This is a genomic window from Streptomyces sp. Tu 2975, from assembly GCF_009832925.1.
In the GTDB taxonomy this organism is placed as follows: domain Bacteria; phylum Actinomycetota; class Actinomycetes; order Streptomycetales; family Streptomycetaceae; genus Streptomyces.
Window position 1 is genome coordinate 2133885 of the sequence record NZ_CP047140.1, and the last position, 23163, is coordinate 2157047.

Annotated in this window: 22 protein-coding genes; 10 read left to right on the forward strand and 12 right to left on the reverse strand. The window is 69.2% G+C overall.

Annotated features, from left to right (window positions below; all coding sequences use genetic code 11):
- The first annotated feature begins 119 nt into the window (after nt 1-119).
- Nucleotides 120-977, forward strand: coding sequence for an MBL fold metallo-hydrolase (locus tag GLX30_RS09325; RefSeq protein ID WP_159685866.1), 858 nt, complete (start codon nt 120-122; stop codon nt 975-977).
- Here GLX30_RS09325 and GLX30_RS35880 read toward each other — a convergent pair whose 3' ends face one another.
- Nucleotides 978-1304, reverse strand: coding sequence for a recombinase family protein (locus GLX30_RS35880; protein WP_279632581.1), 327 nt, complete (start codon nt 1302-1304; stop codon nt 978-980). It lies immediately after the preceding gene.
- A 117-nt stretch (nt 1305-1421) separates the two neighbouring features.
- Nucleotides 1422-2096: a TetR/AcrR family transcriptional regulator gene (locus GLX30_RS09335; protein ID WP_159685871.1), complete on the reverse strand. Its 675-nt coding sequence runs from the start codon at nt 2094-2096 to the stop codon at nt 1422-1424.
- Between the two features lie 206 nt (nt 2097-2302).
- Between GLX30_RS09335 and GLX30_RS09340 the strand changes: the two genes are divergently transcribed.
- Both GLX30_RS09340 and GLX30_RS09345 read left to right on the forward strand, forming a co-directional pair.
- On the forward strand, nt 2303-3400 hold the full coding sequence (locus GLX30_RS09340; RefSeq protein WP_347879804.1) for a serine hydrolase domain-containing protein: 1098 nt from the start codon (nt 2303-2305) through the stop codon (nt 3398-3400).
- Between the two features lie 387 nt (nt 3401-3787).
- Complete coding sequence (locus tag GLX30_RS09345; RefSeq protein ID WP_347879708.1) at nt 3788-4045, forward strand: cupin domain-containing protein; 258 nt, start codon at nt 3788-3790, stop codon at nt 4043-4045.
- Nucleotides 4046-4358: 313 nt separating this feature from the next.
- On the opposite strand, the gene GLX30_RS36150 is transcribed toward GLX30_RS09345, so the two are convergent.
- Together GLX30_RS36150 and GLX30_RS36155 are read right to left on the reverse strand one after the other, a co-directional pair.
- A complete protein-coding gene (locus GLX30_RS36150) occupies nt 4359-4844 on the reverse strand; it encodes a hypothetical protein (RefSeq protein WP_347879709.1) in 486 nt (161 codons plus the stop codon).
- Nucleotides 4841-5299 carry a helix-turn-helix domain-containing protein gene (locus GLX30_RS36155; RefSeq protein WP_347879710.1) on the reverse strand — a complete coding sequence of 153 codons (459 nt, stop codon included), beginning with the start codon at nt 5297-5299 and terminating at the stop codon, nt 4841-4843. The genes GLX30_RS36150 and GLX30_RS36155 overlap by 4 nt, the downstream gene beginning before the upstream one ends.
- A gap of 85 nt (nt 5300-5384) precedes the next feature.
- Between GLX30_RS36155 and GLX30_RS09355 the strand changes: the two genes are divergently transcribed.
- Complete coding sequence (locus GLX30_RS09355; RefSeq protein WP_159685875.1) at nt 5385-5750, forward strand: nuclear transport factor 2 family protein; 366 nt, start codon at nt 5385-5387, stop codon at nt 5748-5750.
- Nucleotides 5751-6019: 269 nt separating this feature from the next.
- Here the strand turns inward: GLX30_RS09355 and GLX30_RS09360 are convergent, their stop codons facing one another.
- A complete protein-coding gene (locus GLX30_RS09360) occupies nt 6020-6580 on the reverse strand; it encodes a TetR/AcrR family transcriptional regulator (protein WP_159685878.1) in 561 nt (186 codons plus the stop codon).
- A 112-nt stretch (nt 6581-6692) separates the two neighbouring features.
- On the opposite strand from GLX30_RS09360, the gene GLX30_RS09365 reads away from it, so the two are divergent.
- Entirely contained in the window at nt 6693-7379 is a 687-nt protein-coding gene (locus GLX30_RS09365) for an SDR family oxidoreductase (protein ID WP_159685883.1), read from the forward strand.
- A gap of 140 nt (nt 7380-7519) precedes the next feature.
- A complete protein-coding gene (locus GLX30_RS09370; RefSeq protein ID WP_159685888.1) occupies nt 7520-8524 on the forward strand; it encodes an NADP-dependent oxidoreductase in 1005 nt (334 codons plus the stop codon).
- Nucleotides 8525-8826: 302 nt separating this feature from the next.
- On the opposite strand, the gene GLX30_RS09375 is transcribed toward GLX30_RS09370, so the two are convergent.
- The 4 genes from GLX30_RS09375 to GLX30_RS09390 all read right to left on the reverse strand — a co-directional run bounded on the left by GLX30_RS09375 (nt 8827) and on the right by GLX30_RS09390 (nt 12993).
- Nucleotides 8827-9870, reverse strand: a complete 1044-nt coding sequence (locus GLX30_RS09375) for a LacI family DNA-binding transcriptional regulator (protein WP_159685893.1) — start codon at nt 9868-9870, stop codon at nt 8827-8829.
- A gap of 106 nt (nt 9871-9976) precedes the next feature.
- A complete protein-coding gene (locus GLX30_RS09380) occupies nt 9977-10810 on the reverse strand; it encodes an ATP-binding cassette domain-containing protein (RefSeq protein WP_159685913.1) in 834 nt (277 codons plus the stop codon).
- A complete protein-coding gene (locus GLX30_RS09385; RefSeq protein WP_159685916.1) occupies nt 10807-11802 on the reverse strand; it encodes an ABC transporter permease in 996 nt (331 codons plus the stop codon). The genes GLX30_RS09380 and GLX30_RS09385 overlap by 4 nt, the downstream gene beginning before the upstream one ends.
- Nucleotides 11803-11979: 177 nt before the next feature.
- Entirely contained in the window at nt 11980-12993 is a 1014-nt protein-coding gene (locus tag GLX30_RS09390; protein WP_159685919.1) for a sugar ABC transporter substrate-binding protein, read from the reverse strand.
- Between the two features lie 299 nt (nt 12994-13292).
- On the opposite strand from GLX30_RS09390, the gene GLX30_RS09395 reads away from it, so the two are divergent.
- The 3 genes from GLX30_RS09395 to GLX30_RS09405 all read left to right on the forward strand — a co-directional run bounded on the left by GLX30_RS09395 (nt 13293) and on the right by GLX30_RS09405 (nt 17430).
- Nucleotides 13293-14264 (forward strand): carbohydrate kinase, encoded by a 972-nt coding sequence (locus tag GLX30_RS09395; protein WP_159685922.1) that lies wholly within the window; start codon nt 13293-13295, stop codon nt 14262-14264.
- Nucleotides 14265-14470: 206 nt separating this feature from the next.
- Complete coding sequence (locus GLX30_RS09400) at nt 14471-17026, forward strand: GH32 C-terminal domain-containing protein (protein ID WP_159685925.1); 2556 nt, start codon at nt 14471-14473, stop codon at nt 17024-17026.
- 110 nt (nt 17027-17136) lie between these two features.
- The gene (locus tag GLX30_RS09405; protein ID WP_159685928.1) at nt 17137-17430 is read left to right on the forward strand and encodes an antibiotic biosynthesis monooxygenase family protein; all 294 of its coding nucleotides are present in this window, start codon (nt 17137-17139) and stop codon (nt 17428-17430) included.
- 886 nt (nt 17431-18316) lie between these two features.
- On the opposite strand, the gene GLX30_RS09410 is transcribed toward GLX30_RS09405, so the two are convergent.
- The 3 genes from GLX30_RS09410 to GLX30_RS09420 all read right to left on the reverse strand — a co-directional run bounded on the left by GLX30_RS09410 (nt 18317) and on the right by GLX30_RS09420 (nt 21562).
- A complete protein-coding gene (locus GLX30_RS09410) occupies nt 18317-18784 on the reverse strand; it encodes a helix-turn-helix domain-containing protein (protein WP_159685931.1) in 468 nt (155 codons plus the stop codon).
- An 87-nt stretch (nt 18785-18871) separates the two neighbouring features.
- Complete coding sequence (locus tag GLX30_RS09415) at nt 18872-20035, reverse strand: thiolase family protein (protein WP_159685933.1); 1164 nt, start codon at nt 20033-20035, stop codon at nt 18872-18874.
- Nucleotides 20036-20128: 93 nt separating this feature from the next.
- The gene (locus GLX30_RS09420) at nt 20129-21562 is read right to left on the reverse strand and encodes a DHA2 family efflux MFS transporter permease subunit (RefSeq protein ID WP_159685936.1); all 1434 of its coding nucleotides are present in this window, start codon (nt 21560-21562) and stop codon (nt 20129-20131) included.
- Between the two features lie 330 nt (nt 21563-21892).
- On the opposite strand from GLX30_RS09420, the gene GLX30_RS09425 reads away from it, so the two are divergent.
- Nucleotides 21893-23125 carry a cytochrome P450 gene (locus tag GLX30_RS09425; RefSeq protein WP_159685939.1) on the forward strand — a complete coding sequence of 411 codons (1233 nt, stop codon included), beginning with the start codon at nt 21893-21895 and terminating at the stop codon, nt 23123-23125.
- Nucleotides 23126-23163: the final 38 nt, after the last annotated feature.

Sequence of the window (23163 nt, forward strand, 5' to 3'; positions counted from 1 at the left end):
TGAATCGTTCCGGTTCGGTAGGGACTCGGGTCTACGAGATCACCTCGTCCCACATCGAGATCATCACGGCATGGGGCGAGTCACCCACCCGCGCGGAAGGCGATGGCAGGATTGCGGTCATGCCCCTCAGCGTTCCCCGCCTCTGGATCGGCTCGACCGAGATCATCGCCCTCGCCGACGGCGAGGGCCCGTTCTTCTCCCCGCGCGCCGAGGCCTTTCCCGAGGCCACGGCCGCTCAGTGGGCAGAGGCCGACCGCTACGACCCGGGCGCGGTCGACGCCGAGGGCCGCTGGCGGCTCCAGTTTCGCGCGTACGCCATCCGCGGCGACAAGGGCCTCACCGTCGTGGACGCCGGGATCGGTCCGGCGGACAGCCCGGCCGGCTCCTGGGCGCCCGTGCCCGGTGTGCTCCCCGCGTCGCTCGCCGCCGCGGGCATCGACCCGGCCGACGTCGACACCGTGGTGCTCACACATCTGCACACCGACCATGTCGGGTGGGCGGTCGTGAGCGAGGCGGCCGTCCCATCAGCGGGCGGAGCGGTGAACGGCAACGCCTCGACCGGCGGCCGCCGCCCTTATTTCCCGAACGCCGAATACCTGCTCCAGCGGGCCGAGTTCGACGCCCTCGACGCCCTCAACCCTCAGCTTCGCGAGACCCTCACCGATCCGCTCGCGGCCGCCGGCCGGCTCCGGCTCCTCGACGGGGACACGCCGCTGCGGACCGGGCGCGCGGTCGCCACGCCCGGTCACACGCCCGGGCACCAGAGCGTGCTGGTCGCCGACGGGCGCGAGTTGGCGCTCGTCACCGGCGACCTCCTGGTGCACGCGCTCCAGTTGCTCCGCCCCGAGCTCGCCTACGCGCACGAGGCCGACCCTGAGGCGGCCAGGCACTCGAGAGAGCGCATGCTCGGCCGCGAAGCCGCCACCACTCTGCACCTGGCGACGCCGCATTTGACGGAGCCGTTCCTCTCGGCGTGATCACGGCGGTTCTGGGCCGGTCAGGCCGCGAGGGCATGCAGACGCTCCAATTTCTCGGCAGTCTCGTCGTTTCGACGGCACTGAACACTGTGAGGCGGCAGCCGCTTCCGGACCGGAGCTACATCCGGTCGGCGTGCAGGCGCAGCACGCCGACCTCAGCTGCTGGGCGAGCGCAGCTTGGTCCGCGGTGAGCTTCGGGCGGGACGCCTTCGCGCCACTCGCCTTCTCGACGTGAATGTGGCGGTCGACGCCTGCCCGCAGCAGGGCGTCGATCTGATGATCGCGGTTCTGGTCGGCGGTCGAGACCCGCACGTAGCCGATGAGCATGTGTCGGAAAGCGTTGCTCGGAGCGTGCACCGGCGTTGCTTTCCCGTGCGTGTCGACAGTGCCGCCTGCTGGTTCGTGATCAGAAGTAAGTGTCGGCTGACGGTCGTTCGTCGACGCTCACGAGCCGTTCGGCCGGCTCGGGCGGATTGCGGCCTCGATGTGGGCGAGGTGGGCGGCGAGGATCTCTTCGAACGCGGCGCGGCGGTCCGCCCCGAGGGGGCGGACGTCGCGGGCGAAGTGGGCCAGGGCAGGGAAGCGTTCGGGGTCGGCGCCGAGTACCGCGACGCGGAACAGCTCCATGCCCTGTTCGTACTCTTCCGGAGTGAGGGTGCTGACTCCGGCCTCGGAGGCGATCAGCGCGGCGATGAGGACCGCGAGCCGGTGGTAGCACGCCGGGATCTCCTCGTCGGGCAGCCCCGACTCGCGCAGGGCCTGCAAAACCTCTTCCATGACCAGCCGGGAACCGGCGCCGCCTGACGCGTACCGTCCCCAGACCGCGGCGAGCTGGGGCTGCCGGCCGAACGCCTCTCTCACGCGCAGGGCAAGGGCGGTGATGCGCTGCTTCCAGTCGCCCTCGGCGCGGTAGCCGTCCATGGACGCCAGGAGGATCCGGTCGGCGACCGCGCGCAGCAGTTCGGTCTTGCTGCGGAAGTGCCGGTAGAGACTGGATGAATCGGTCCCAAGGGTCGCGGCGAGCTTGCGCACGCTGAACGACTCCGTGTCGCTCGTGCTCAGCAACTCCGCTGCCGCATCCAGGATCTCCTCGGTCGACCAACGCCTGCGACCTGCCATTTCGCCCCTCTCTCCGGGCTCATTCTAACCTATGCACTTGGTGTTGCACGCACCGCGTGCATAATGAGGACATGAGCGTGCCGAGCGACCCGGCAGCAGTCGGGCCGACGTGCCACGCGTGCCCTGTCACCCGGGTCGGGCAACCGATGTGGAGCCCACCCGAGCAATGCGAAAGGACGCATGTCGTGAGGAACTCGCTGGATCCCATGGCGCTGGACGCCGCCATCGAGAACGTCCACCGCGCCGGGATGCCGGGCCTGTTCGCCGAGGTGCGAGACGGCGACCGGGTCTGGCGCGGCGCCGCCGGGGTCGCCGATGTCGCCACCGGCCGCCCCGTCACCGCCGGCATGCGGCACCGGGTCGGCAGCATCACCAAGACCTTCACCGCCGCCGCGGTCCTGCGGCAGGTCGAGAGCGGTCGGATCGGTCTCGACACACCGATCGGCCGGTACCTTCCGAAGCTGGTTCCCGGAGAACGCGGTGACGCGATCACGGTCCGCATGCTGATCAACCACACCAGCGGCCTCGCCGAGTACCTCCCGTACGCCTACCCCTCCCTCAAGGCATTCCCCGACCTCGCGAACACCGGACCCCAGAGCCTGGACGACCATCGGCTCACGCGGTTCGACCCCACCGAACTGATCGAGATGGGGGTCACCGCACCCGCCGTCGGCACCCCGGGCGGCACTCCGGGGGTGTACTCCAACACCAACTACCTGCTCCTCGTCCAGCTCCTGGAACTGGTGACCGGCACCACGGCCGAGCAGGGCATCACCCGGAACGTCATCGAGCGCGCCGGGCTCCGGAACACCGGGTTCCCCGCCGGACCGGAAGTCGACGGGCCGCACTCGCAGCTCTACGAGGCGTGGTTCGGGATGATCGACCCGCCGCGCGACTACAGCGTCTACGACATGTCATGGGTGGGGCCGTCGGCCTCGCTGATATCGACCGTCACGGACCTCAACCGCTTCTACGGCATGCTCCTCGCCGGAGAGATCGTCAGCACGGCGTCACTGGCGCAGATGCAGCGCACCGTCCCGGTCGTCTCCCAGGAGGGGAAGACGATCGACTACGGCCTCGGCCTGCACCCGATGGAGAGTCCCGGTCAGGGCACCTTCTGGGGCCACGGCGGCACGGTCTGGGGTGGTGGAGCGCTGGCCATGACCCGTGCCGACGGCAAGCGGCAGATGGCGGTCGCGGTGAACCTGCAGAGGTGGAACAGGCTCGACTCCTCCGGCAAGCCGCAGCCCCATCCCATCGACGACGCGCTCGCGACTCTCTACCGCGTGGCGATGTACGGCTGACAGTGAGGACGCGACGTGGTGACGCTGCTGGTGGTCCGCCCCCTCGGCTGACTGACGCGTCGACCGTCCTGTTCGGGATCTGTCGGCCCATCGGGCGTCACCACGCACGCGGCCGGACGGGCACCGGGGCCTACGGAGCCGAGCTCGCCGCAGCCCTGCGCCGTGCCCTGGTCCAGTGATGTAGTCGCGGCCGCCCCAGGCAAATGGCCCATGCCCACAACTCACCCGATGAAAGACCACCGCAGAAAGGACGTCCTAGCATGACTGCCACCCGGATCGAACTCTTCGGATCCTTGGTCCACCTTCACCCAGGCGGCCAGGTGCACACCGAGCAGCCCACAACGGACACCGAGCTCGAGCGGGACGGCTGGCTGCTGATGGTCGCCCATGCAGAGACCGACGCCGACGTCCACGGAAATCCACACCGAGGCGGACGAATTCGTCTCCTGCCTGACCGGCGGAATACGCATCATCCTCCGTCCGGAACAGCCGGGAGACGACGAGGAGGAGATCGAACTGGGTCCTGGAACCGCGGCCATCGTGCCGCGGGGGCGATGGCACCGCCTCGCACTGGACGCCCCCAGCGACATGATGGCCGTCACCCTGCCATGCGGCACCCGCGAGGAGAAGCGGACCGAAGCCTAGGCCGAAGCCTCACACCCGGTCCTCATCCACAACAACACCCGGCACAGGCCGGCGCCCACGTCCGCTCCCACCCGTAGCGCGCCCGTCTCGCCGGGCGCGACCGGCGGCACGCAAATTCGCAGGTCTTCGGGCGGCTCTGTTCAGCCGCCGCCGAGGCGCCGAGCAGGTCTTGGGAACACAGCCGCATCCTCCTGTCGGTCGGCGAAGCCAAGTGGCAACAGGTCATGCACCTCGGCCACCTCGAACGGCTCCGCCGCATCCTGGAACTGCTCGCCGCGCGAGGCGTGGACACCAGCCACGCCAAGCCCGCCTGCTACAGCGGCGCGGGATTCACTCCGGAGCTGCGGGCATGGACCGCGGCGAGCGGCAGGTGCACATCGGCGGCCTGGTGGCCGACAGAAGCAGAACCACCGTCCTCGGAGTCCTGGGACCGCGTGGGGTGGGCCGTGTGGACGCCGATGCCCCTGGGCACCGGGCTCGCGTCGGCCAAGCCCTGCAAGATGGCGGCACTCTCGGCGTCTGCCGGGTAGTAGGACTCGATCGAGATCTCGTCGAGCGTGATGTCCTGAGGCGTCCCGAAGGTTGTGATGGTGGAGAACAGCCTCAACTCGTGTCCGCGAAGCCGGAAAATCATCGAAGTCGCCACCTCCAGCTCCAGATCCGGCCGGGCGAATGATCTGTCGGGCTCGCACTCGGCGAGGAACTCGTCGTACAGGGCGCCGAGCACCGGATCGCCGGTCTTGGCGACCTGGCGCGACAACCGGGACCGGAAGAGCGAACGCACCTCGGCCAGATTCACGATCCGGGAGGCGAGGCCCGCGGGTCGAACCCGAGCCGCACCATGTTGACCGGTTCGCTCAGCAGGTCGGGATCGACGTCCGCGAGGAAGTGCCTGACCGGTGCGTTGGCCATCACGATGTTCCAACGCCGGTCCACGACCAGTGCCGGATAGGGCTCATGCGCACACAGGACCCTGCGCACGCCGTCCCGAGCAGTAGACATGTCCGGCTCGTCGAGGGGCCGTTCGCGATACCGCGGCGCGAATCCGGCCGCCACCAGCAGGCGGTTGCGGTGCCGAAGTGGCACGTCGAGCTCATCCGCGAGCCGAAGCACCATGTCGGCGCTCGGCCGGGACCGGCCCGTCTCGATGAGGCTGACGTATCGCTGCGAGACGCCTGCCGCCAGCGCGAGATCGAGCTGGCTCAGCCGTCGGCTGTGCCGCCACTCGCGCAGCAGGCCGCCTACCGTGTCCATGGCGTCAACCTAGTCACCTCTGAAGCAGAGTCCATGAACTGGCAGTTCATCGACAGTCCTCGGCCGCGCCGCCACACTCCGGGGCATGAGCACTGACGCCAGGGAACTGGTCCTCACCTGTCTGAAGCTGTACGGCGCGGGCGACCTCGACGCTGTCGCAACGCTCCTGCGCGACGACTTCATGGATCACGGGCTGCCGTTCCGGACGACCACCAAGGCGGACTGGATCGCGACAGCGCGGGAACTGCCTCTTACCGAGATGCGTATCGACGTCCGCCGGCTCATCGCGGAAGGTGACCACGTGACGATGTTCTCCCGGCGGCGGCTGCCCGGAGGCATCGACATCGCGGTGGCCGATGTCTTCAGAGTTCAGGACGGCCTCATCGCCGAACGGTGGGAGATCGTCGAACAGATCCCGGCAGGCTCCCCGAACCCGGTGGCGACGTTGTGATCCCTCGGACCCGGTCCGGGTCCCTGTCCCGGTCCGGGCCCGGTCCGGGTCCCTGTCCCGGTCCGGGCCGCCGGGCCGGTCCCAGTCCTGGCCGGGCCGGGTCCCGAGATCCACGAACCAGCCACCACCGTGCGACCGGAGCGGCCGCGGATCAGCGCTACCGCGATGCGGTCGTCCCGCCCGGCCCGGGCGCGCCTCATGAAGCCCGGCGGCTCGCCCCGCGGCCGGCAGCAGATCACCCGCCGCTCTACGCCGTGCCATGCCTTCGATCAGCTGCTTTCCGTCAACGCCGCGCGCACGGTGCCGAGGATCTCCTCGGAGAGCGGGGAGCCCTTGGTGGCCCGGGCCAGGACGAGTGCGCCGAGCATGGTGCACAGCCGGGTGATGCCGTCCTGCTCGTCGGTGGCGAGCCACTCGGCGAAGTCGCCCACGCCCTCGGTGTAGACACGACGGGCCTCGTAGTCTCCGGTTTCGCGCGCCATGTCGGCGGCCAGCGCGGCGGCTGGGCACCCGGTCGCCGCGCTGTCGCGGTGCTCGATCGATAGGTAGGTGTCGATCAGTGCCCGCTGGGCGGCGTCGCGCTGCCCGGCGTGCCGCTCGAGTCCGTCGTCGCGGAGCCGGACGAGTTCATCGAACGCGTGAGTGGTGGCTTCGTCGATGAGCGCCTCCTTGGAGGCGAACTGCTTGTAGAAGCCGCCGTGGGTCAGGCCGGACGCCTTCATGAGGTGGGCGACGCTGACATGGGTGCCCTGCTCCCGGAACAGCCGGGACGCGGTTTCCACCACCCGTCGGCGATTCTCCTCCGCTTGCGCTTGCGATACGCGGCCCATCAGCCACCTCCCAATTGGATGACGCTTGACATCTATCATAGGGCAGAGGTTGGATTGCGGTCGTAATCTAAATGCCGTGAGGCGCTCGACGCCCGCACCCCTGGGAGTAGACATGGAACTGAAGGACGCGGTCGCGGTGGTCACCGGCGCAAACCGGGGGCTCGGGCGGGAGCTGGCCGCCCAGCTCGCGGAGCGTGGAGCGAAGGTGTACGCGGCGGCCCGCCGCCCCGAGACGGTGGACCTGCCCGGCGTGGTCCCGCTTCGGTTGGACGTGACGGACGCGGAGTCGATCCGCGCTGCGGCCCGCACCGCGTCCGACGCGACGCTGCTGGTCAACAACGCGGGCATCTCCACCGCCACGCCGCTGATCGCGGGCGGCCTGGACGCGGTACGCCTGGAGATGGAGACGAACTTCTTCGGCCCGCTCGCGGTGACGCGAGCTTTCGCCCCCGTCATCGAGGCCAACGGAGGCGGCACCGTGCTCAACGTCCTGTCCGTCCTGTCCTGGCTGCACCCGGCCGGCCTCGGGTCCTACGCCGCGGCCAAGGCCGGGGCATGGGCGCTGACGAACGCGGCCCGGGAGGAACTGGCGCCCCGCGGCATCAGCGTCTCGGCGCTGCACGTCGGATACATGGACACCGACATGGCCGTGGACATCCCCGCCGACCAGAAGATCGACCCCGCCGATGTCGCCGCACAGGCCCTGCACGGGATCGAGGACGGCCTGCCGGAAATCCTCGCCGACGAGACCACCCGGTACGTCAGGCGGAGCCTGGCCGCTTCGCCGAACGCGGCCTGAGGCACGCCCCGCCCCCACGCCTCCCGCATCGGCGAGGGGGGTCCGAAGAACCGAAGCGAAGACCACAAGGTGTCTCGAACCGGGAGAAGCCCGGGCTGGACACAGAGCCCGCCCCTCGCGGACGGGCAACGGAGACGACGATGAAGACGTTCATGATCGAGCGGTACGGCGACAAGGCCGGCGTGCGCGCCGCGGAGATGCCCGACCCGCAGGTGGGCGCCGACGACGTCCTGGTCCGGATCCACGCGGCAAGCGTCAATCCGCTGGATCTCAAGATCCGTGACGGGGACTTCAAGGCGATCCTGCCGTACCGTCTCCCGCTCGTCCTGGGCAACGACCTCGCCGGGGTGGTGGTCCGCGTGGGATCGGCGGTCACGCGGTTCGCGGTGGGAGACGAGGTCTACGCCCGGCCCGACAAGGACCGCATCGGCACGTTCGCCGAACTCATCGCCGTCCACCAGGACGACGTGGCCGTCAAACCGGCCACGCTCACCATGGAGGAGGCCGCGTCCCTTCCCCTGGTCGCCCTCACCTCGTGGCAGGCCCTGGTCGAGCGGGCACACGTGCAACCAGGCCAGAAGGTTCTCGTCCACGCGGGCTCCGGCGGCCTGGGCACCATCGCCGTCCAACTGGCGAAACATCTGGGCGCGCACGTGGCCGCCACCGCGAGCACGGCCAAGGTCGACCTGGTGAAGGAGCTCGGCGCGGACGTCGTCGTCGACTACAAGAAGCAGGCTTTCGAGACGCTCCTCCACGACTACGACGTCGTCCTGGACAGCCTCGGCGGCGAGACGATCGAGAAGTCCTTGCAGGTACTCAAGCCCGGCGGGCAGGTCATCAGCGTCGCAGGCCCTCCCGACGCGGCCTTCGCCCGCGAGCTGGGCGCGAACCCGATCCTCCGACTGGCGATGAGCGCGCTGAGCTTCAGGACCCGGCGCCGCGCCGAGCGCCGCCACGTGACGTACTCGTTCCTGTTCATGAAGGGCAGCGGCGAACAGCTGGGCGAACTCACGCCGCTCATCGAGGCCGGGAGGATCCGTCCCGTCGTCGACCGCGTCTTCCCGTTCGACCAGACCCGACAGGCCATGGAGTACGTCGAGAAGGGCCGCGCGAAGGCCGGCAAGGTCGTCGTGACGATGACGTGAGGGACGTCCCCCACCGGCTCCCACCCACGGACTGTGCAAGCAGCGCTGCACCCACCGCCACCTGTACCAAGGAGACCTGACAGCACGTCAGGACTAGCGACGTTTCGCTCCAGCCTCTCGATACCGCCCGTAACACCCGCACCACACATGGCGTGCACGGGCAGAACCGCAGGTCAGGCGTCCTTCTTCACCGGCTCCGGAATCGCCACGCACTCCACGTGGTCTGTCATAAGAAACGGTTCTACACACAACAGGTAAAAGCAAACCGCAGGTCAGCGGCGCGCGAGACGCGAAACGGGTGCTCAGTTCCTGGCCGTTGTCGGCCTGGCAGCGTGGGGGAGCAGTTCGCTGGAGCCGCGGATCACCAGACGAGTGGGGACCATGATGGTCCGGACGCGGCTGTGGTCGCCGTCCAGGCGGGCGAGCGCGGTCTTGGCTGCTGTCTCACCGATGGTCGCGGGGTCTTGGGCCACAACGGTCAATGCCGGTTCGAGGGTCTCGGCGAGTGGGAGGTCGTCGAAGGTGACCAGGGCGATGTCTTTACGGCGTGCGCGAGCGAGTTGTGCGATGACGCCGAGGGCCATCATGTTGTTTCCGGCGAAGATGGCGGTGGGCGGATTCGGCAGGCCCAGCATCGCAGTGGTCTCGGAGGCGGCCCCGTCCTGGCTGTGGGCGCCGGACACCAGGGTCCGGTCGTAGGGCAGTCCGGCCTCGGCGAGCGCCGAGCGGTAGCCGGCGAGCCGTTCACGCCGGGTATAGAGCTTGGCGGGAAGGTCTCCGATGAAACCGATCCTGCTGTGGCCGCGAGCGATGAGGTGGGAGACGCCCTCGTGGACGCCGGTCCGGTTGGAGCTGACCACGCAGTCGGCGGACAGCCCGACTCCCGGCCGGTCGAGGAAGACCACCGGCAGCTCTGCCGCACGCGGTGCCTTGAGGTGACTGTGATCGGCTCCGAACGCGGGGACGACCATCAGCATGCTGACGCGCCGGGCGAGGAAAGTCTGGATCAACGCCTTCTCGCGGTCCGGGTCTTCGGCCGACGAACCCATGAGCAGAGTGAGCCCGCGGCTGCGCACGACGTCTTCTATGCCGCTGGCGACGGTTCCGAAGAAGGGATTGCCCAGGTCCGGTACGACCAGGCCGACGGTGGTGTCGGGGCCTCCGACCCGAATGTTGCGGGCCATCAGGTTCGGCTGGAAGCCGAGCTTCGCGACCGCGGCGAGCACACGCTCACGGGTCTGCGGAGAGCTCGGCCCGTCCTCGTTCAGGACCCGGGACACCGTCTTGGCGCTGACGCCCACTTCCTTGGCGACATCGGCCAGTGTGGGGCGACGGTTCGCGGCCATGTACCACCGTTCCTGTGCGTTCGTCGGGCCCGACCCCCTGGGGCCGGGCCCGCTGTCCTGGCTATGCGGCACCCTGCGTTCTACGCGGCGTTGCCCCCGCGGTGACTCAGTGGGCGGACACGCCTGCCGCCTCGGCGGCATCCGCGTCGGCAACGACCGTACCTCCATCGTCGCTCACCCTGAGCGCCCCCGTCATGATGGCGACGACCTCCGCCATCGAAAAGTCGGAAGGCTTGATCAGCGCCTCGCGACGGCCGAGCCGGTGGATGTGGATGCGGTCGGCGATCTCGAAGACATGCGGCATGTTGTGGCTGATCAGGACCACGGGCATGCCCTTGTCGCGGACTCGGCGGATCAGGTCGAGGACCTGTCCCGATTCCTTGACACCCAGCGCGGCGGTGGGCTCGTCCATCACGACGACGCTCTTGGCCCAGGCGACGGACCGCGCGACCGCCACAGCCTGGCGCTGGCCTCCGGACAGGGTCTCCACCGGCTGCGTCAACGACCGCAGCCCGATCTTGAGGTCGGCCATGTGGGCTGCTGCCTCCTGGCGCATGCGCTTCTTGTCGAGCATGCGCAGCGCGCTGCCGAGGAGGCCCGGCCGGCGCAGTTCGCGTCCGAGGAAAATGTTGGAGGCGATATCCATGGAGGCGGCGACGGCAAGGTCCTGGTAGACGGTCTCGATGCCGTGCTGCCTGGCGCTCTGCGGTCCGGTGAACTTGATGAGTTCGCCGTTCAGCCGGATCTCGCCCTCGTCGGGGGTGATCGCGCCGGTGAGGGCTTTGATCAGGCTCGTCTTGCCGGCGCCGTTGTCGCCGATGACGGCGAGGACTTCGCCGGGCAGCAGGTCGAAGTCGGCGCCGTCGATGGCGGTGACATGACCGTACCGCTTGACCAGGCCGCGGGCCTGGAGCACGGGCGTGACATCGGAAGTGCTCATCGTGCCTTCCTCCGGGAGATCTGGTCGACGGTCACGGCGAGGATCACCAGGACGCCGGTGATCAGAGTCTGGTAGATGGAGGCGACGCCCATCAGTTGGAGACCGTTGCGGAACACACCGACGATGAGGACGCCGATGAAGGTGCCGAGGACGGCGCCCCGACCGCCGAAGAGGCTGGTGCCGCCGAGGACGACGGCGGTGATGCTGTCGAGGTTGTCGGTCTGTCCGGCCTGCGGGTCACCGACGCCGGTACGGGAGACCAGGAGCAGCGCGGCGATTCCGTAGACGGCTCCGGCCAGGGTGTAAAGGCCGATCGTCAGCCGGGAGGTGCGGATGCCGTTGAGGCGGGCCGCCTCAGGGCTGTTGCCCAGCGCGTACACGTGCCGGCCCCAGGACGTGCTGCTCAGCGCGTAGGCGAAGACCAGGAACAGAGCGATGGTGACGAGCGAGCCGTAGGTGATGTCGGTGTTGCCGAGCGGGAACGTCTCCCCAAGGGCAGTCAGCGGTCCCGGGAGGTTGGTGATCGTCTGTTCGGCGGAGTAGATGTGGGTCAGGGCGAAGGCCACGTTCAGCATGCCGAGGGTAACGATGAACGGCGGGAGCGGGATCAACTGCACCAGCAGACCGTTGACCAGACCGAAGCCCGCGCACACGGCCAGGCCGAGGGCGATCGCGACAAGCGGGGGCAGACCGCTTTCGGCCGCCGTCTTGGCGATGACGATGCTGCCGAACGCCATGACGGCACCGCAGGACAGATCGATGCCGGCGGTGAGGATGATCAAGGTCTGGCCGATGGCCAGTGTGCCCACGACCATGACCTGCTGGACGATCAGCGAGAAGTTGCCGCCGGAGAGGAACTGCTCGGTCGTCAGGGAGAAGAAGACACAGGCCAGCAGCAGGGCGACGAGCGGGCCCGTGGTCGGTGTGGTGAGCAGCCGGCGGACCGTGGTCGGTCCTTTCAGCTGATCGTAGGGCAGGGGTGTGGCAGTCATGATGGTCCTTGCCGGTGGTCGATGGTCGGCGGAGCGGCGTTCGTCAGAGGGATGGCGGAGGGCTGTTCGCCGGGGCACGCCGCGAAGGGGCCCTCCTACAGGTGCGGGTGGCCCGGCCTCACGGACGGGGAGACCGGATTCGGGCTGTACGACCGCAGACACACCCTGATGCCGGGCTCAGCCCCAGCACTTCTCCAGGCCGTAGGCGGTGTCCTTGGAATCGACCCCCGTCGTGGCCGCGTCGGTGATGAGCGTGACGCCGGTGTCGGTGTAGCCGGATGCCTTCTTGCCACTCTTGGCGAAGTCGGCAACCGCCTTGACGCCCTGGGACGCCATCTCGAGCGGGTACTGCTGCGAGGTCGCCGCGATCTTGCCCTCCTTGACGGCCTTCGTGCCGGTGCAGCCGCCGTCGACGGACACGACGAGCACCTTCTTCTCCAGGCCCTTGGCCTTGAGCGCGGTGTAGGCGCCCAGCGCGGCCGGCTCGTTGATCGTGTAGACGACGTTGATGTCCGGGGACTTCTGGAGACAGTTCTCCATCGCCGTCTGGCCCTTGGCCTGGTCGCCGCCGGTGTCCTGCATGCACACGATCGACGGGTCGCCCTCCGCGACGCCGAAGCCCCTGAGGAAGCCCTGGTGGCGCTGCACGCCCACCGCGACGCCGGGCGCGAGGTCCAGCGTGGCGATCTTCGCCTCCTTGCCGGCCATGGCCGCCTTGGCGTACTGGCCGATGAGCTCTCCCGCCTTGACGTTGTCGGTGGCGAACAGGGCGTCGGTGGCGTCCTGCGGATCGGTCGGGCTGTCGAGCGCGATCACCAGGACGCCCTTGGCGCGAGCCTTCTCGAGGGCGGGGACGATCGCCTTGGAGTCGTTGGGCGTGATGAGGATGCCCTTCACCCCGGAGTTGACCATGTTCTCGATGGCGGTGACCTGTCCCGCGTTGTCGCCGTCGAACTTCCCGGCCGCGCTGACGAGCTCGACGCCGTTGGCCTTCGCAGCCTGCTCGGCGCCCTCCTTCATCTTCACAAAGAACGGGTTCGTGTCCGTCTTGGTGATCAGCCCGACCTTGACCCCGTCGCCGCCCGAGCCACCCTGCGCGCCGGAGCCGCAGGCCGTCAGGGCCAGCGCCGAGACGGCGGCGAGAGCGGTGAGTCCGATGGAGGTGAAGGTGGTGCGGTTTCTGCGAAGCATGACTGATCTCCTGCTGGACGAAGGCGGAACGGCCGCGGATCGAGGTGCTGCAGAGCAAAGGAACTGCTGCTGGCGAACGCACTGGAGCGGTGTCATCGTTGACCGATGTCATCGTTGACACCGCTTGCGAAGGATGATGAACTCCATCACCCGGAAACGTCAATGCCTTCCCGCCGTCACAAATCGGCAACGCTGCCCGCCTGCACCGCCTCGCACCGAGAGCGCCGCTCTCCGTGAGCTTCCTCAAGGCCCCTTGAAAACGCAGCCTTTCTGCGCTGCCCACCTGGAGAGAACGAGCCATGCGCCTGCCTCTGGTCACCATCCTTGGAGAATGCGTCGCGGACGCCTTCACCGTCCCCGCACCCGTTCCGGGCGAGCTTTCCCTGCGGGTCCTGCCGGGCGGCGGTCCGGCGAACACGGCTGTGGCGCTCGCCCGCCTGGGCACGCCCGCCCGCTTCCTGGCGCGGCTGTCCGACGATGTTTTCGGGCGCCTGTTCCGCGGGCACTTGGAAGCCTCGGGCGTCGACCTCACGGCCGCGATACACGCACCCGAGCCCAGCACCCTGGCCGTCGCCGAGATCGACGCCCAGGGCCGGGCCGCGTACTCCTTCCACGCCCAGGGCACCGCGGACTGGCAGTGGACGGCCGATGAACTCGCAGCCGTGGACCTGACCTCCACGGCCTGCCTGCACTCGGGCTCCCTGACCCTGGTGCGCGAGCCCGGCGACACGGTCGTGGAGGACTTCCTCGCCCGCGCCTCCGCCAGCGCCACGATCTCCATCGACCCGAACGTGCGGCCGCTGCTCGTGGCGCCCGAGGTCTACCGCGAACGCCTGTCGCGCTGGTGCGCGACCGCGGACATCCTCCGCCTGAGCGAAGACGACCTGCAACTTCTGCTGCCCGAGTACACGATCGAGCGTGCCTGCGACACCTGGCACGCGGCGGGTGTGCCGCTCGTCGTGATCACCCGAGGAGAGCGCGGCGCGGTCGCCTCGCTGAACGGCGTGCGCACCGCCGTGCCCACACCTTCGACCGATGTGGTCGACACCGTCGGCGCGGGCGACTCCTTCACCGCGGGCTTCCTGCACCATCTCGGCGCCAAGGGGCTCCTCGGCGGGCGGCTGACGGACCTGCGGGTCGACGACGTCTTCGACGCCTGCGCTTTCGCCGCTCGGGTGGCGGCTCTGACCTGCGGGGTCGTCGGGCCGAACCCCCCGTGGGCCAGCCAGTCGCCGCAGCCGTCACCCGCGATCGGACACAGCGCCGGCTGAAACGGCGGCCTGAACGAACTCGGACCAAGCCATTGACGTGCGGCCCGGAGCGCGCACATCATCACTCCGCACGGGGTGTCATCGCTGTCACATGTCATCGATGACACCCGTTTCCGGGCCCTCCCCCATTGCCCGGCACTGAATCCCCCGGCGTCGTCCCACCGCAGCGGACGCGGGCACGACGACGCCCACGTGCAGGAGAAACCATGAGCCGAGCCCCCGCACTCCGCCGTGTCCCGCGGCGCCTCGTCGCCGCCGCGGTAGCGACATGCGCCCTCACCGTCACCGCCGTCGCCCCGCAGGCGGCGGCGGAAGACAGCCGGCCGTACACGGAGACGTACCGCCCGCAGTTCCACTTCAGCCCCGCGAAGGACTGGTTGAACGACCCCAACGGACTGGTCTGGTACCAGGGCGAGTACCACCTCTTCTACCAGTACAACCCGAGCGGCAGCACCTGGGGCAACATGTCCTGGGGGCACGCCGTCAGCAAGGACCTGGTGCGCTGGCAGGAGCTGCCCCTCGCCATCCCCCACGACGACCGGGAGATGGTCTTCTCCGGCAGTGCCGTCGTCGACCGCAACAACACCACGGGGTTCGGAACCCGTACGAACCCGGCGATGGTGGCCGTCTACACCAGCCACTACAAGGACAGCGGCAAGCAGGCCCAGTCCCTCGCGTACAGCACCGACCGCGGCCGTACCTGGACGAAGTACGCCGGGAACCCCGTGCTCGACATCGGGTCGAAGGAGTTCCGCGACCCCAAGGTCCAGTGGTATGCGCCCACCAAGAGCTGGCTGATGACGGTGTCGCTGTCCACCGAGCGCAAGGTCCGGTTCTACTCCTCCAAGGACCTCAAGACCTGGACGCACCTGAGCGACTTCGGCCCGCAGGGCGCGGTGGGCGGCGTGTGGGAATGCCCGGACCTGTTCCCGCTGCCCGTCGACGGTGACCCCCGGCGCACCAAGTGGGCGCTCGTCGTCAACATCAACCCCGGTGGCATCGCGGGCGGTTCGGCCGCCCAGTACTTCGTGGGCGACTTCGACGGCACGAAGTTCACTCCCGATAACGACGGCTCCTACACGCCTCCGCCCGGAGTGGTGATGCAGGACTTCGAGGGAGCCGACTACGGCAGCTGGCAGACGACCGGCACCGCCTTCGGCAGCGGACCGGTCCCCGCGCCGGCGCCCGACCCCTCGGGCACGAACGGCTTCGAGGGCAAGGGACTCGTCGACAGCTTCCGCGGCAGCGACTCCGAGACCGGCACCCTCACCTCCGCGCCCTTCACCGTCGACAGCCCGTACCTCAACTTCAAGGTGGGCGGCGGCCGTCACCCGTACGTCCCCGGCTCCGTGATGGGCGACTCCCCCGCACCCGCGGGCGAGATCCTCGCCGACTTCGAGCAGGACACCTACGGCTCCTGGACCACCACCGGCACCGCCTTCGGCACCAGCCCCGCACACGGCACCCTCCCCGGGCAGAACCCCGTGTCCGGACACACGGGCACCGGCCTGGTGAACACGTTCCTGAACGGCGACGCGACCACGGGCACCCTCACCTCGCCCGAGTTCACCATCACCGCCAAGCACCTCAACCTCCTCGTCGGCGGAGGCGACCACCCCTCCGGATCCGACGCGCCCACCGCCGTCCGGCTCGTCGTCGACGGCAAGACGGTACGCAGTGCCACCGGCGCCGACTCCGAATCCCTCAACTGGGTCTCCTGGGACCTGGGCGCCCTCGCCGGCCGGACCGCGCACCTCGAGGTCGTCGACGAGAACACCGGCGGCTGGGGACATATCCTGCTCGACCAGGTCATGCTGTCCGACACCCCCGCACGGCCCCGCTCGAGAGAGACCACGGTCAACCTCCTCATCGACGGCAAGGTCGTCCACAGCGCGACCGGCGCGGACAGCGGAACCCTGGACTGGGCCTCCTTCGACCTCCGCGCCCACCAGGGCAAGCAGGCCACTATCCAGATCGTCGACATGAACACGGCCGGCTGGGGCCATGTCATGGCCGACCACTTCGTCGCCGCCGACCAGCCGGCCCGCTCGAACCTGCAGCGAGCCGACTGGGTCGACTACGGCAAGGACTATTACGCCGCCGTCTCCTGGGAGGACAGTCCGGACGGCAAGCGCCGCATGATCGGCTGGATGAACAACTGGCAATACGGCAACAACACCCCGACCTCACCCTGGCGGGGCGCACAGAGCATCCCGCGAGAGATGGCCCTGCGCACGGTGAACGGCCGGATCCGGCTGACGCAACAGCCCGTGTCCACTGTGGCATCACTCCACGGACCCCTGACCAGCGTGCGCAGCACCAGAATCGCGGCCGGTTCCATGCCGCTGGCCGCGGGCCGGGCCGACGGCAAAGCACTCGACATCCGGGCCACGTTCACCCTCGGCGACGCCAAGCGTTTCGGGTTCAAGGTACGCACGGGGCAGGGCCAGGAAACCGTCATCGGCTACGACAGGGAGACCCAGGAGCTCTACGTCGACCGGACGCGTTCGGGCGCAGTGGACTTCCACCGCGACTTCCCCGGCATCCAGCGCGCACCGCTGACAGCCAAGAACGGCAAGGTCGAACTCCGGATCCTGGTCGACTGGTCCTCGGTCGAGGCGTTCGGCGGCCAAGGCGAGGCCGTGATCACGGACCAGATCTTCCCCAGCCCGGACAGCGACGGCATCCAGCTATTCGCCGAAGGCGGCTCTGCCCGCCTGGACAGCGCCAACGTCTGGCAGATGCAGTCATACCGCAGCTGACCATCTGCCCAGCCCCCTGACGGTGTGGAGGTGGGCACCGGTCCTCAACCGACCGCCTCCACACCGTTCCGCCCTGCCGGCACCACCGGCAACGGAACAGGAGTCAAAACATGAACAAGTCACTGCTGGCCGAGTTCACCGTGCGCCCCGGAAACGAGGAACGTGTCGCCGAGCTGGTCCAGGACTACGCTGCCCGCGTCCGCGAGGAGCCCGGCAACCTCGCCTTCGAGGTGTACACCAAGAAATCCAACCCCTTGGCGTACTGGATCTTCGAGGTGTATGCGAGCGAGGCCGCCTTCCAGACCCACTTGGCGGCCCCCTACGGCCCGCCGTTCAACGCGGCGCTCCAGCCCCTGATACAGGAGAAGGAGTCCCTCCTCACCTTCCTGAGCCCGCTCGGCTGAGGAATCGGCGCCGACCTCGCAGGTCGCGCACCACCAGCAGGCGGGTCGTCGGCCGGATCCGCCAAGGCCGAGCCTGGGTCCTTCATTCCCTGCAAGCGCCAGGTCAGCGGCCCTTTCCAGCAGGCTCAGGGATCGCCACGCACTCCACGTGATGCGTCATCGGAAAGATGTCACAGAGAGCGCGTCAACAGAAACCGCAGGTCAGGGCCGGGCTCTCGGCCCGGTGGACGACATCTTGGGACCCTGAGCGTCAAACGAGCGTCACGGTGCGGGCCTGCCCGTAGAGGCTCCCGCTACGGCGAGACTTCCTCAAGTGCGCGCCGGGCCCGGGCAACCGGTGACCGGTGGCCCGCTCAGCGAATACGCGGGTCGCCGGGGATCCGTCACCGCGGCCCGTGCCACTCCCGGCAGTGGCAGTGCGGCCCACCGAGCAGCGCTTTCGCCGTAACGGCGGCACATGCACAGCCGGTCAGGCACCTCGTCTGGCCTTGCGGTACGTCGCGCTCTTCGGGCCTCCGAAGCCGTGACCGTCGCCCCTCGTCCGACGCCGTGGGACGGCGGTTCGGCGCGTTGCCCCTCGCCTCCGTGATCGACCGGCTCGGGGGCAGGACGACGTACGTCTCCACCGAGGTCGTGAGCGGGAAGCCGCGGCGGCACTCCTGGCAGTGTCGTCGCCGGTTGTGATCACTGCGTGCCTGATCGTCTACGGCCTTTTCCCAGCGGTGGGAGGGCCCGCGCGCAATCTCCTTCGCCGCTGCTCCGGCCAGGGACGTCCCGTGTGGTGCACGCTTACTTGATCGTGGCGAACATGCCATGGGCATGATCGCGGCGGGCTCAGCCGCCGGCACGGTCGCACTCCGGGGAACGCGACCGCACGACAGGGTAGTTACGTGCCGAGCCCCACCTCGTCGACGACGAGCACGCCACGGCCGGTAGCGGTGTGGACGTTGTTGCGGGCAGGCTCGCCGCAGTGGTTGCAGACCACCACGGGCTCGAGCACCTTGCCGCAGGAATGAAGCCAGCGGACGGGTGGGTCATCGGCGTTCAGGTGCCGGTCACCCCACCGCATGAGGGTCAGCAGGACGTCCCCCACCTCGGTACCGGCCGGGGTGAGGTGGTACTCGAACCTGGGTGGACGCTCGCTGTACTGCTCGCGCCGGACGACGCCGCAGGACTCCAGCTTGCGCAGCCGTGTGGTCAGGATGTCGCGGGATGCCCCGGTGTTGCGGACGATCTCGTCGAAACGGCGCACACCGTGCAGGATTTCCCGGACGGCGAGCAAGGACCAGCGCTCACCCACCAACTCGAGCGCGTCCGCGATGGAACACGCTCGAGGAGCTGTTGACTTCGCCATGGCGCCACCTTAGGTCTACTCGCGTCCTGAACGCTACGCGGTGCACCTACTGCCCGCCTCAGGCGCCCGTCTCGGAGGCCGCCCGTCTCAGAGGCACTCGATGACGGTCGCGTTGGCCAGGCCGCCGGCCTCGCACATGGTCTGCAGTCCGTAGCGTGCTCCTCGGTCCTCCAAATTGTGCAGCAGCGTGGTCATGATCCGGGCGCCGCTGCCCCCGAGCGGGTGGCCGATCGCGATGGCTCCGCCGCGCACGTTGAGCTTGTCGATGTCGACGCCGGTCTCCGACTGCCAGGCCAGGACCACGGAGGCGAAGGCCTCGTTGACCTCGAACAGGTCGATGTCGTCCACCTCGAGGCCGGCCTTGAACAGCACCTTCTCGGTGGCGGGCATGATGGCCGTGAGCATGAACAGGGGGTCGTCCCCGGCCACGGCGAACGCCCGGAAGCGGGCCCGGGGGCGCAGGCCGAGCCTCTCGGCCACGTCCGATCCCATGATCAGCAGGGCCGCCGCGCCGTCGCTGAGGGGTGAGGTGTTGCCCGCCGAGACGGTCCAGCCGATCTCCGGGAATCGCTCCTCCATCCGCGGGTCGTAGTAGGCGGGCTTGAGCCCCGCCAGGGCCTCGGCGGTGGTCGCGGGCCGCACGGTCTCGTCCGGCATGCCGCTCCAAGCGACCTCCCGGTCGAACTCGCCCCGCTCCCAGGCCGATGCGGCACGCTGGTGGGAGAGCAGTGCGAAGGCGTCCTGCTCCTTGCGGCTGATCTTCCAGCGGGCCGCGATCAGGTCGGCGCTGATGCCCTGCCCGACCAGCCCGTCCGGGTAGCGCTCCCCGAGCTTCGGACCGAACGGATCGCTGCCCGGAAGCACGCTGGACCCCATCGGCACCCGGGACATCGACTCGACCCCGCAGGCCACCACCACGTCGTAGGCGCCGCTCATCACCCCTTGGGCCGCGATGTGTACGGCCTGCTGGGACGAGCCGCACTGGCGGTCCACCGTCATGGCCGGCACGCTCTCGGGGAATCCCGCGGCCAGCACCGCATTGCGGATCGTGTTCAACGACTGGTCCCCCACCTGGCTGACGCAGCCGCCGACGACGTCGTCGATGAGCGCGGGGTCCACTCCGGTCCGCTCCACCAGGGTGCCGAGCGTCCTCGCGAGCAGGTCGACGGGGTGCTCGCCGTGCAGCGCGCCACCTGGCTTGCCCTTGCCGGTGGGTGTGCGAACGGCCTCGACGATCACTGCATCACGCATGAGTACCTCCTGTGGCAATACTCGGTGCCGCGTCCAGCGGCCCCGTAGGAACGGAAGGGTGCGAGCACGGCCGACAGCTGCGCCCGCCCCGCGTCATGACTGTTGTGCGGCGGCCTGCGGCGCCCGCCCGGCCCGGCCGAGGAAGACGCTCGCGACCGCGGCGGCCGCGGTGGCCGCCAGCGTCAGCAACCAGCCGTCGTCGAAGGCGGCCAGCGTCTCGGTGGCGCCGCTCGGGGCACCCATGGCCGCGACGAACAGCGCGATACCGAGCACGGTGCCGACCTGGCGGGCCATCGTGACCACGCCCGAGCCTGTCGAGAAGCTCTGCGGCGGCAGCGCCGTGACCGCTGCGGTGATCAGGGTCGGCAGGGTCAGACCGACGCCCACGCCGGTGAGCAGCATGCCGGGCAGCATCCCGGTCAGGTAGTCCGCGGCCGGCTCCATCTGCACGTACCACCAGGCGATTCCGGCGGCGAACACCACGCAGCCGGCCACCGCGATCGGGCCGGCGCCGAGCCTGCGGGCGAGCGGTCCGATGCTGATGGCCAGCACAGGGGGCAGCAGGGTGCCCGGGAAGATCGCCAGGCCCGTCTTGAGCGGCGACCAGTTCCAGACGTTTTGGCACCACAGCACGGTGGACAGCAACATGGCCGCGAAGGCCACCGCGAAGAGGACGTTGGCGAGCGAAGCTGGGCTGAACGCCGGGATCTTCAGCAGCGGAAGAGGAAGCACCGGCGAACGGTGCCGGGCGGAGCGCGCCACGAACCACACCAGCAGGACGAGCGAGGCGGCCAGCGCACCGAGGAAATTCCCGGAGGCCCAGCCCCAGTCCTCGCCCTTGACCAGACCGAGCGCGAGGGCCGCGATGGCGATGGTGAACAGGGCCGACCCCAGTAGGTCGGGGCGCGGCAGATCCCGGGCGGGCACCCTCGGCAGCACCCGTGCACCGGCGACCAGGGCGGCGATGCCGATCGGCAGGTTCACCAAGAACACCCAGCGCCAGTTCAGTTCGGTGAGCAGGCCACCGGCGACCGGGCCAAGGGCGCTGGCCACACCGCTGATGGCCGTCCAGGCACGCACCGAGGACATCCTTCGCTCCGGCGGAGCGGAGGCCAGGAGCAGACCGAGCGAGGAGGGAATGAGCATGGCCGCACCGACCGCCTGCACCACGCGGGCCGCCACCAGGAACCAGACGTCGGGCGCCAGGGCACAGAGCGCGGAGGCCACGGTGAACGTCACGATGCCCGCCAGATAGGCCGTCCGGGGGCTGGTGCGGTCGGCGAAGTTGCCCGCCGGCACCAGCAGCGCGGCGAAGACAACGGCGTAGGCGTTGAGCACCCAGGACAAGGACGCGAGCGAGGGGCCGGAGAACTCACGGCCGATGTCGGGCAGGGCCACGTTCACGATGAACACGTCGAGGTTCGCCATGGCGACACCGGCTGCGACGACGGCGAAGACCGGTCCCAGACGTGGTCTTGGAGTCGTGGATCCGGTGACGGCAGCGGTCTGTTCGTCGGGGAGGCTCATGATCGTCCCGTTCTTCCCGTCATTGGGTTCGGAATTCCAACTGACTTGGTCGGCGAACGTAGCAACGGTTGATCGAGGCCTGCAACCAGCAGCGGACAGGTGTGACGGACAACGCTCAACTGTGGTCCACCAAGCGGTGGTTGCCAGCCGGAGCCGGCGTTGTTATGGTCACTCCGCCATGCGGGTTGGATATCCCAACCCACTCGGGGGCGGCCGTGAGCGACAGCGCAGTGGATCTTCTCGCGATCCCCAGAAGGCCGCGCCTCGGTACGCACCTGCATCGCCTCGCACGGACCCGAAGGCACGAACCGACACCCATCCGGAGTGAGAGTGAGCTCTACCGAAATCCTGGCCGATCCGCTCGATGTGATGGCCCGTCTGCTGGCGCCCGAGGGCAAGCAGAACCCATACCCCCTGTACGAGGAGATGCGCGCCCACGGTCCGGTGGTGGACGTGGGCGGTGTCCATGTCTTCGTCACCGGCCACGCCGAGTGCGCCCGGGCCCTGCGTGACCCGGACCTGCTCTCGACCGACGCGGCGGTCCAGGACGTGAAGCTGCCCGGTTGGCGGGATCACTCCTCTTGGTACTGGTTGACGAAGAACATGCTGTTCTCCAACGACCCGGACCACGAGCGCTTCCGGCGCTTCTTCGGCAGCGCCTTCGCCGCCCGGAGCGTGGCAGCGTGGCAGCCCATGGTGGAACGCCGGGCCGAGGACGCCGTGCGCAACGTCGCCGCACTCGGCGCGAGCGGCGAAACGGTCGACCTGGTACCCGAGTTCACATTCCGCATGGCCACCGGCGTCATCGGTGAGCTGCTCGGCATCCCCGACGAGGACCACGCAGGACTCCGCACCATCGTCGGCGACATCACGCTGGCCCTGGAGCCCATCGGTGACCTGGCGCAACTCGTGCCGGGCGACGGCGCCATGGACCGTCTGGCGGAGTACTTCCAGGAACTGGTCGCCCGCCGCCGCGCGACCCCCGGCCCCGATCTGACCAGCATGTTCATCAAGGCCCGCGACGCGGGCGGCGAACTGACGGACGAGGAGCTGGTCGCCAACCTGATGTTGCTGTTGGTCGCCGCGGCCGAAGCGCCGCAGGACCTGCTCAGCAACATGGTGCGACTCGCCCTGGAGCACCCCGCGGAAGGGGCCGAGCTGCGCGACGCCCCGCAGGCGGCCGCCGGGTTCGCCGAGGAGACGCTCCGCTACGACCCGGCGGTGCAGGCGCTCAACCGGGTGGCCTCCCGGGACCTGGAATTCTTCGGGGTGAAGGTCGCCGCCGGAGTCCCGCTGACCCTGCTCATCGCCGCGGGCAACCGCGACCCGCGTCGCTTCTCCGAGCCCCATGTCTTCGACCCGTCGCGCGAGGACAACCAGCCGCTCACCTTCAGCGGCGGCATGCACTACTGCCTCGGGGCGGCACTGGCCCGGATGTCGGCGGAGACCGCGGTGCCGAGACTGCTGAGCCGGCTGCCCGACATGGCCCTGGTCGGCACGCCCACATTCCGCAACCAGATCGTGCAGCGCGGACACGACCGACTGCTCGTCACGACCGGCTGACCCGGGCCGATCCCGCGGCTGAATCGATCCACACCGGG

Coding starts and splice junctions, on each gene's coding strand:
- GLX30_RS09395 (WP_159685922.1), top strand. CDS start 13,293: ATGCGCCTGCCTCTGGTCACCATCCTTGGAGAATGCGTCGCGGACGCC.
- GLX30_RS36155 (WP_347879710.1), bottom strand. CDS start 5,299: ATGGACACGGTAGGCGGCCTGCTGCGCGAGTGGCGGCACAGCCGACGG.
- GLX30_RS09415 (WP_159685933.1), bottom strand. CDS start 20,035: ATGCGTGATGCAGTGATCGTCGAGGCCGTTCGCACACCCACCGGCAAG.
- GLX30_RS09340 (WP_347879804.1), top strand. CDS start 2,303: ATGGCGCTGGACGCCGCCATCGAGAACGTCCACCGCGCCGGGATGCCG.
- GLX30_RS09390 (WP_159685919.1), bottom strand. CDS start 12,993: ATGCTTCGCAGAAACCGCACCACCTTCACCTCCATCGGACTCACCGCT.
- GLX30_RS09370 (WP_159685888.1), top strand. CDS start 7,520: ATGAAGACGTTCATGATCGAGCGGTACGGCGACAAGGCCGGCGTGCGC.
- GLX30_RS35880 (WP_279632581.1), bottom strand. CDS start 1,304: ATGCTCATCGGCTACGTGCGGGTCTCGACCGCCGACCAGAACCGCGAT.
- GLX30_RS09355 (WP_159685875.1), top strand. CDS start 5,385: ATGAGCACTGACGCCAGGGAACTGGTCCTCACCTGTCTGAAGCTGTAC.
- GLX30_RS09335 (WP_159685871.1), bottom strand. CDS start 2,096: ATGGCAGGTCGCAGGCGTTGGTCGACCGAGGAGATCCTGGATGCGGCA.
- GLX30_RS09400 (WP_159685925.1), top strand. CDS start 14,471: ATGAGCCGAGCCCCCGCACTCCGCCGTGTCCCGCGGCGCCTCGTCGCC.
- GLX30_RS09410 (WP_159685931.1), bottom strand. CDS start 18,784: ATGGCGAAGTCAACAGCTCCTCGAGCGTGTTCCATCGCGGACGCGCTC.
- GLX30_RS09380 (WP_159685913.1), bottom strand. CDS start 10,810: ATGAGCACTTCCGATGTCACGCCCGTGCTCCAGGCCCGCGGCCTGGTC.
- GLX30_RS09360 (WP_159685878.1), bottom strand. CDS start 6,580: ATGGGCCGCGTATCGCAAGCGCAAGCGGAGGAGAATCGCCGACGGGTG.
- GLX30_RS09325 (WP_159685866.1), top strand. CDS start 120: ATGCCCCTCAGCGTTCCCCGCCTCTGGATCGGCTCGACCGAGATCATC.
- GLX30_RS09405 (WP_159685928.1), top strand. CDS start 17,137: ATGAACAAGTCACTGCTGGCCGAGTTCACCGTGCGCCCCGGAAACGAG.
- GLX30_RS09420 (WP_159685936.1), bottom strand. CDS start 21,562: ATGAGCCTCCCCGACGAACAGACCGCTGCCGTCACCGGATCCACGACT.
- GLX30_RS09375 (WP_159685893.1), bottom strand. CDS start 9,870: ATGGCCGCGAACCGTCGCCCCACACTGGCCGATGTCGCCAAGGAAGTG.
- GLX30_RS09345 (WP_347879708.1), top strand. CDS start 3,788: ATGCAGAGACCGACGCCGACGTCCACGGAAATCCACACCGAGGCGGAC.
- GLX30_RS09385 (WP_159685916.1), bottom strand. CDS start 11,802: ATGACTGCCACACCCCTGCCCTACGATCAGCTGAAAGGACCGACCACG.
- GLX30_RS09365 (WP_159685883.1), top strand. CDS start 6,693: ATGGAACTGAAGGACGCGGTCGCGGTGGTCACCGGCGCAAACCGGGGG.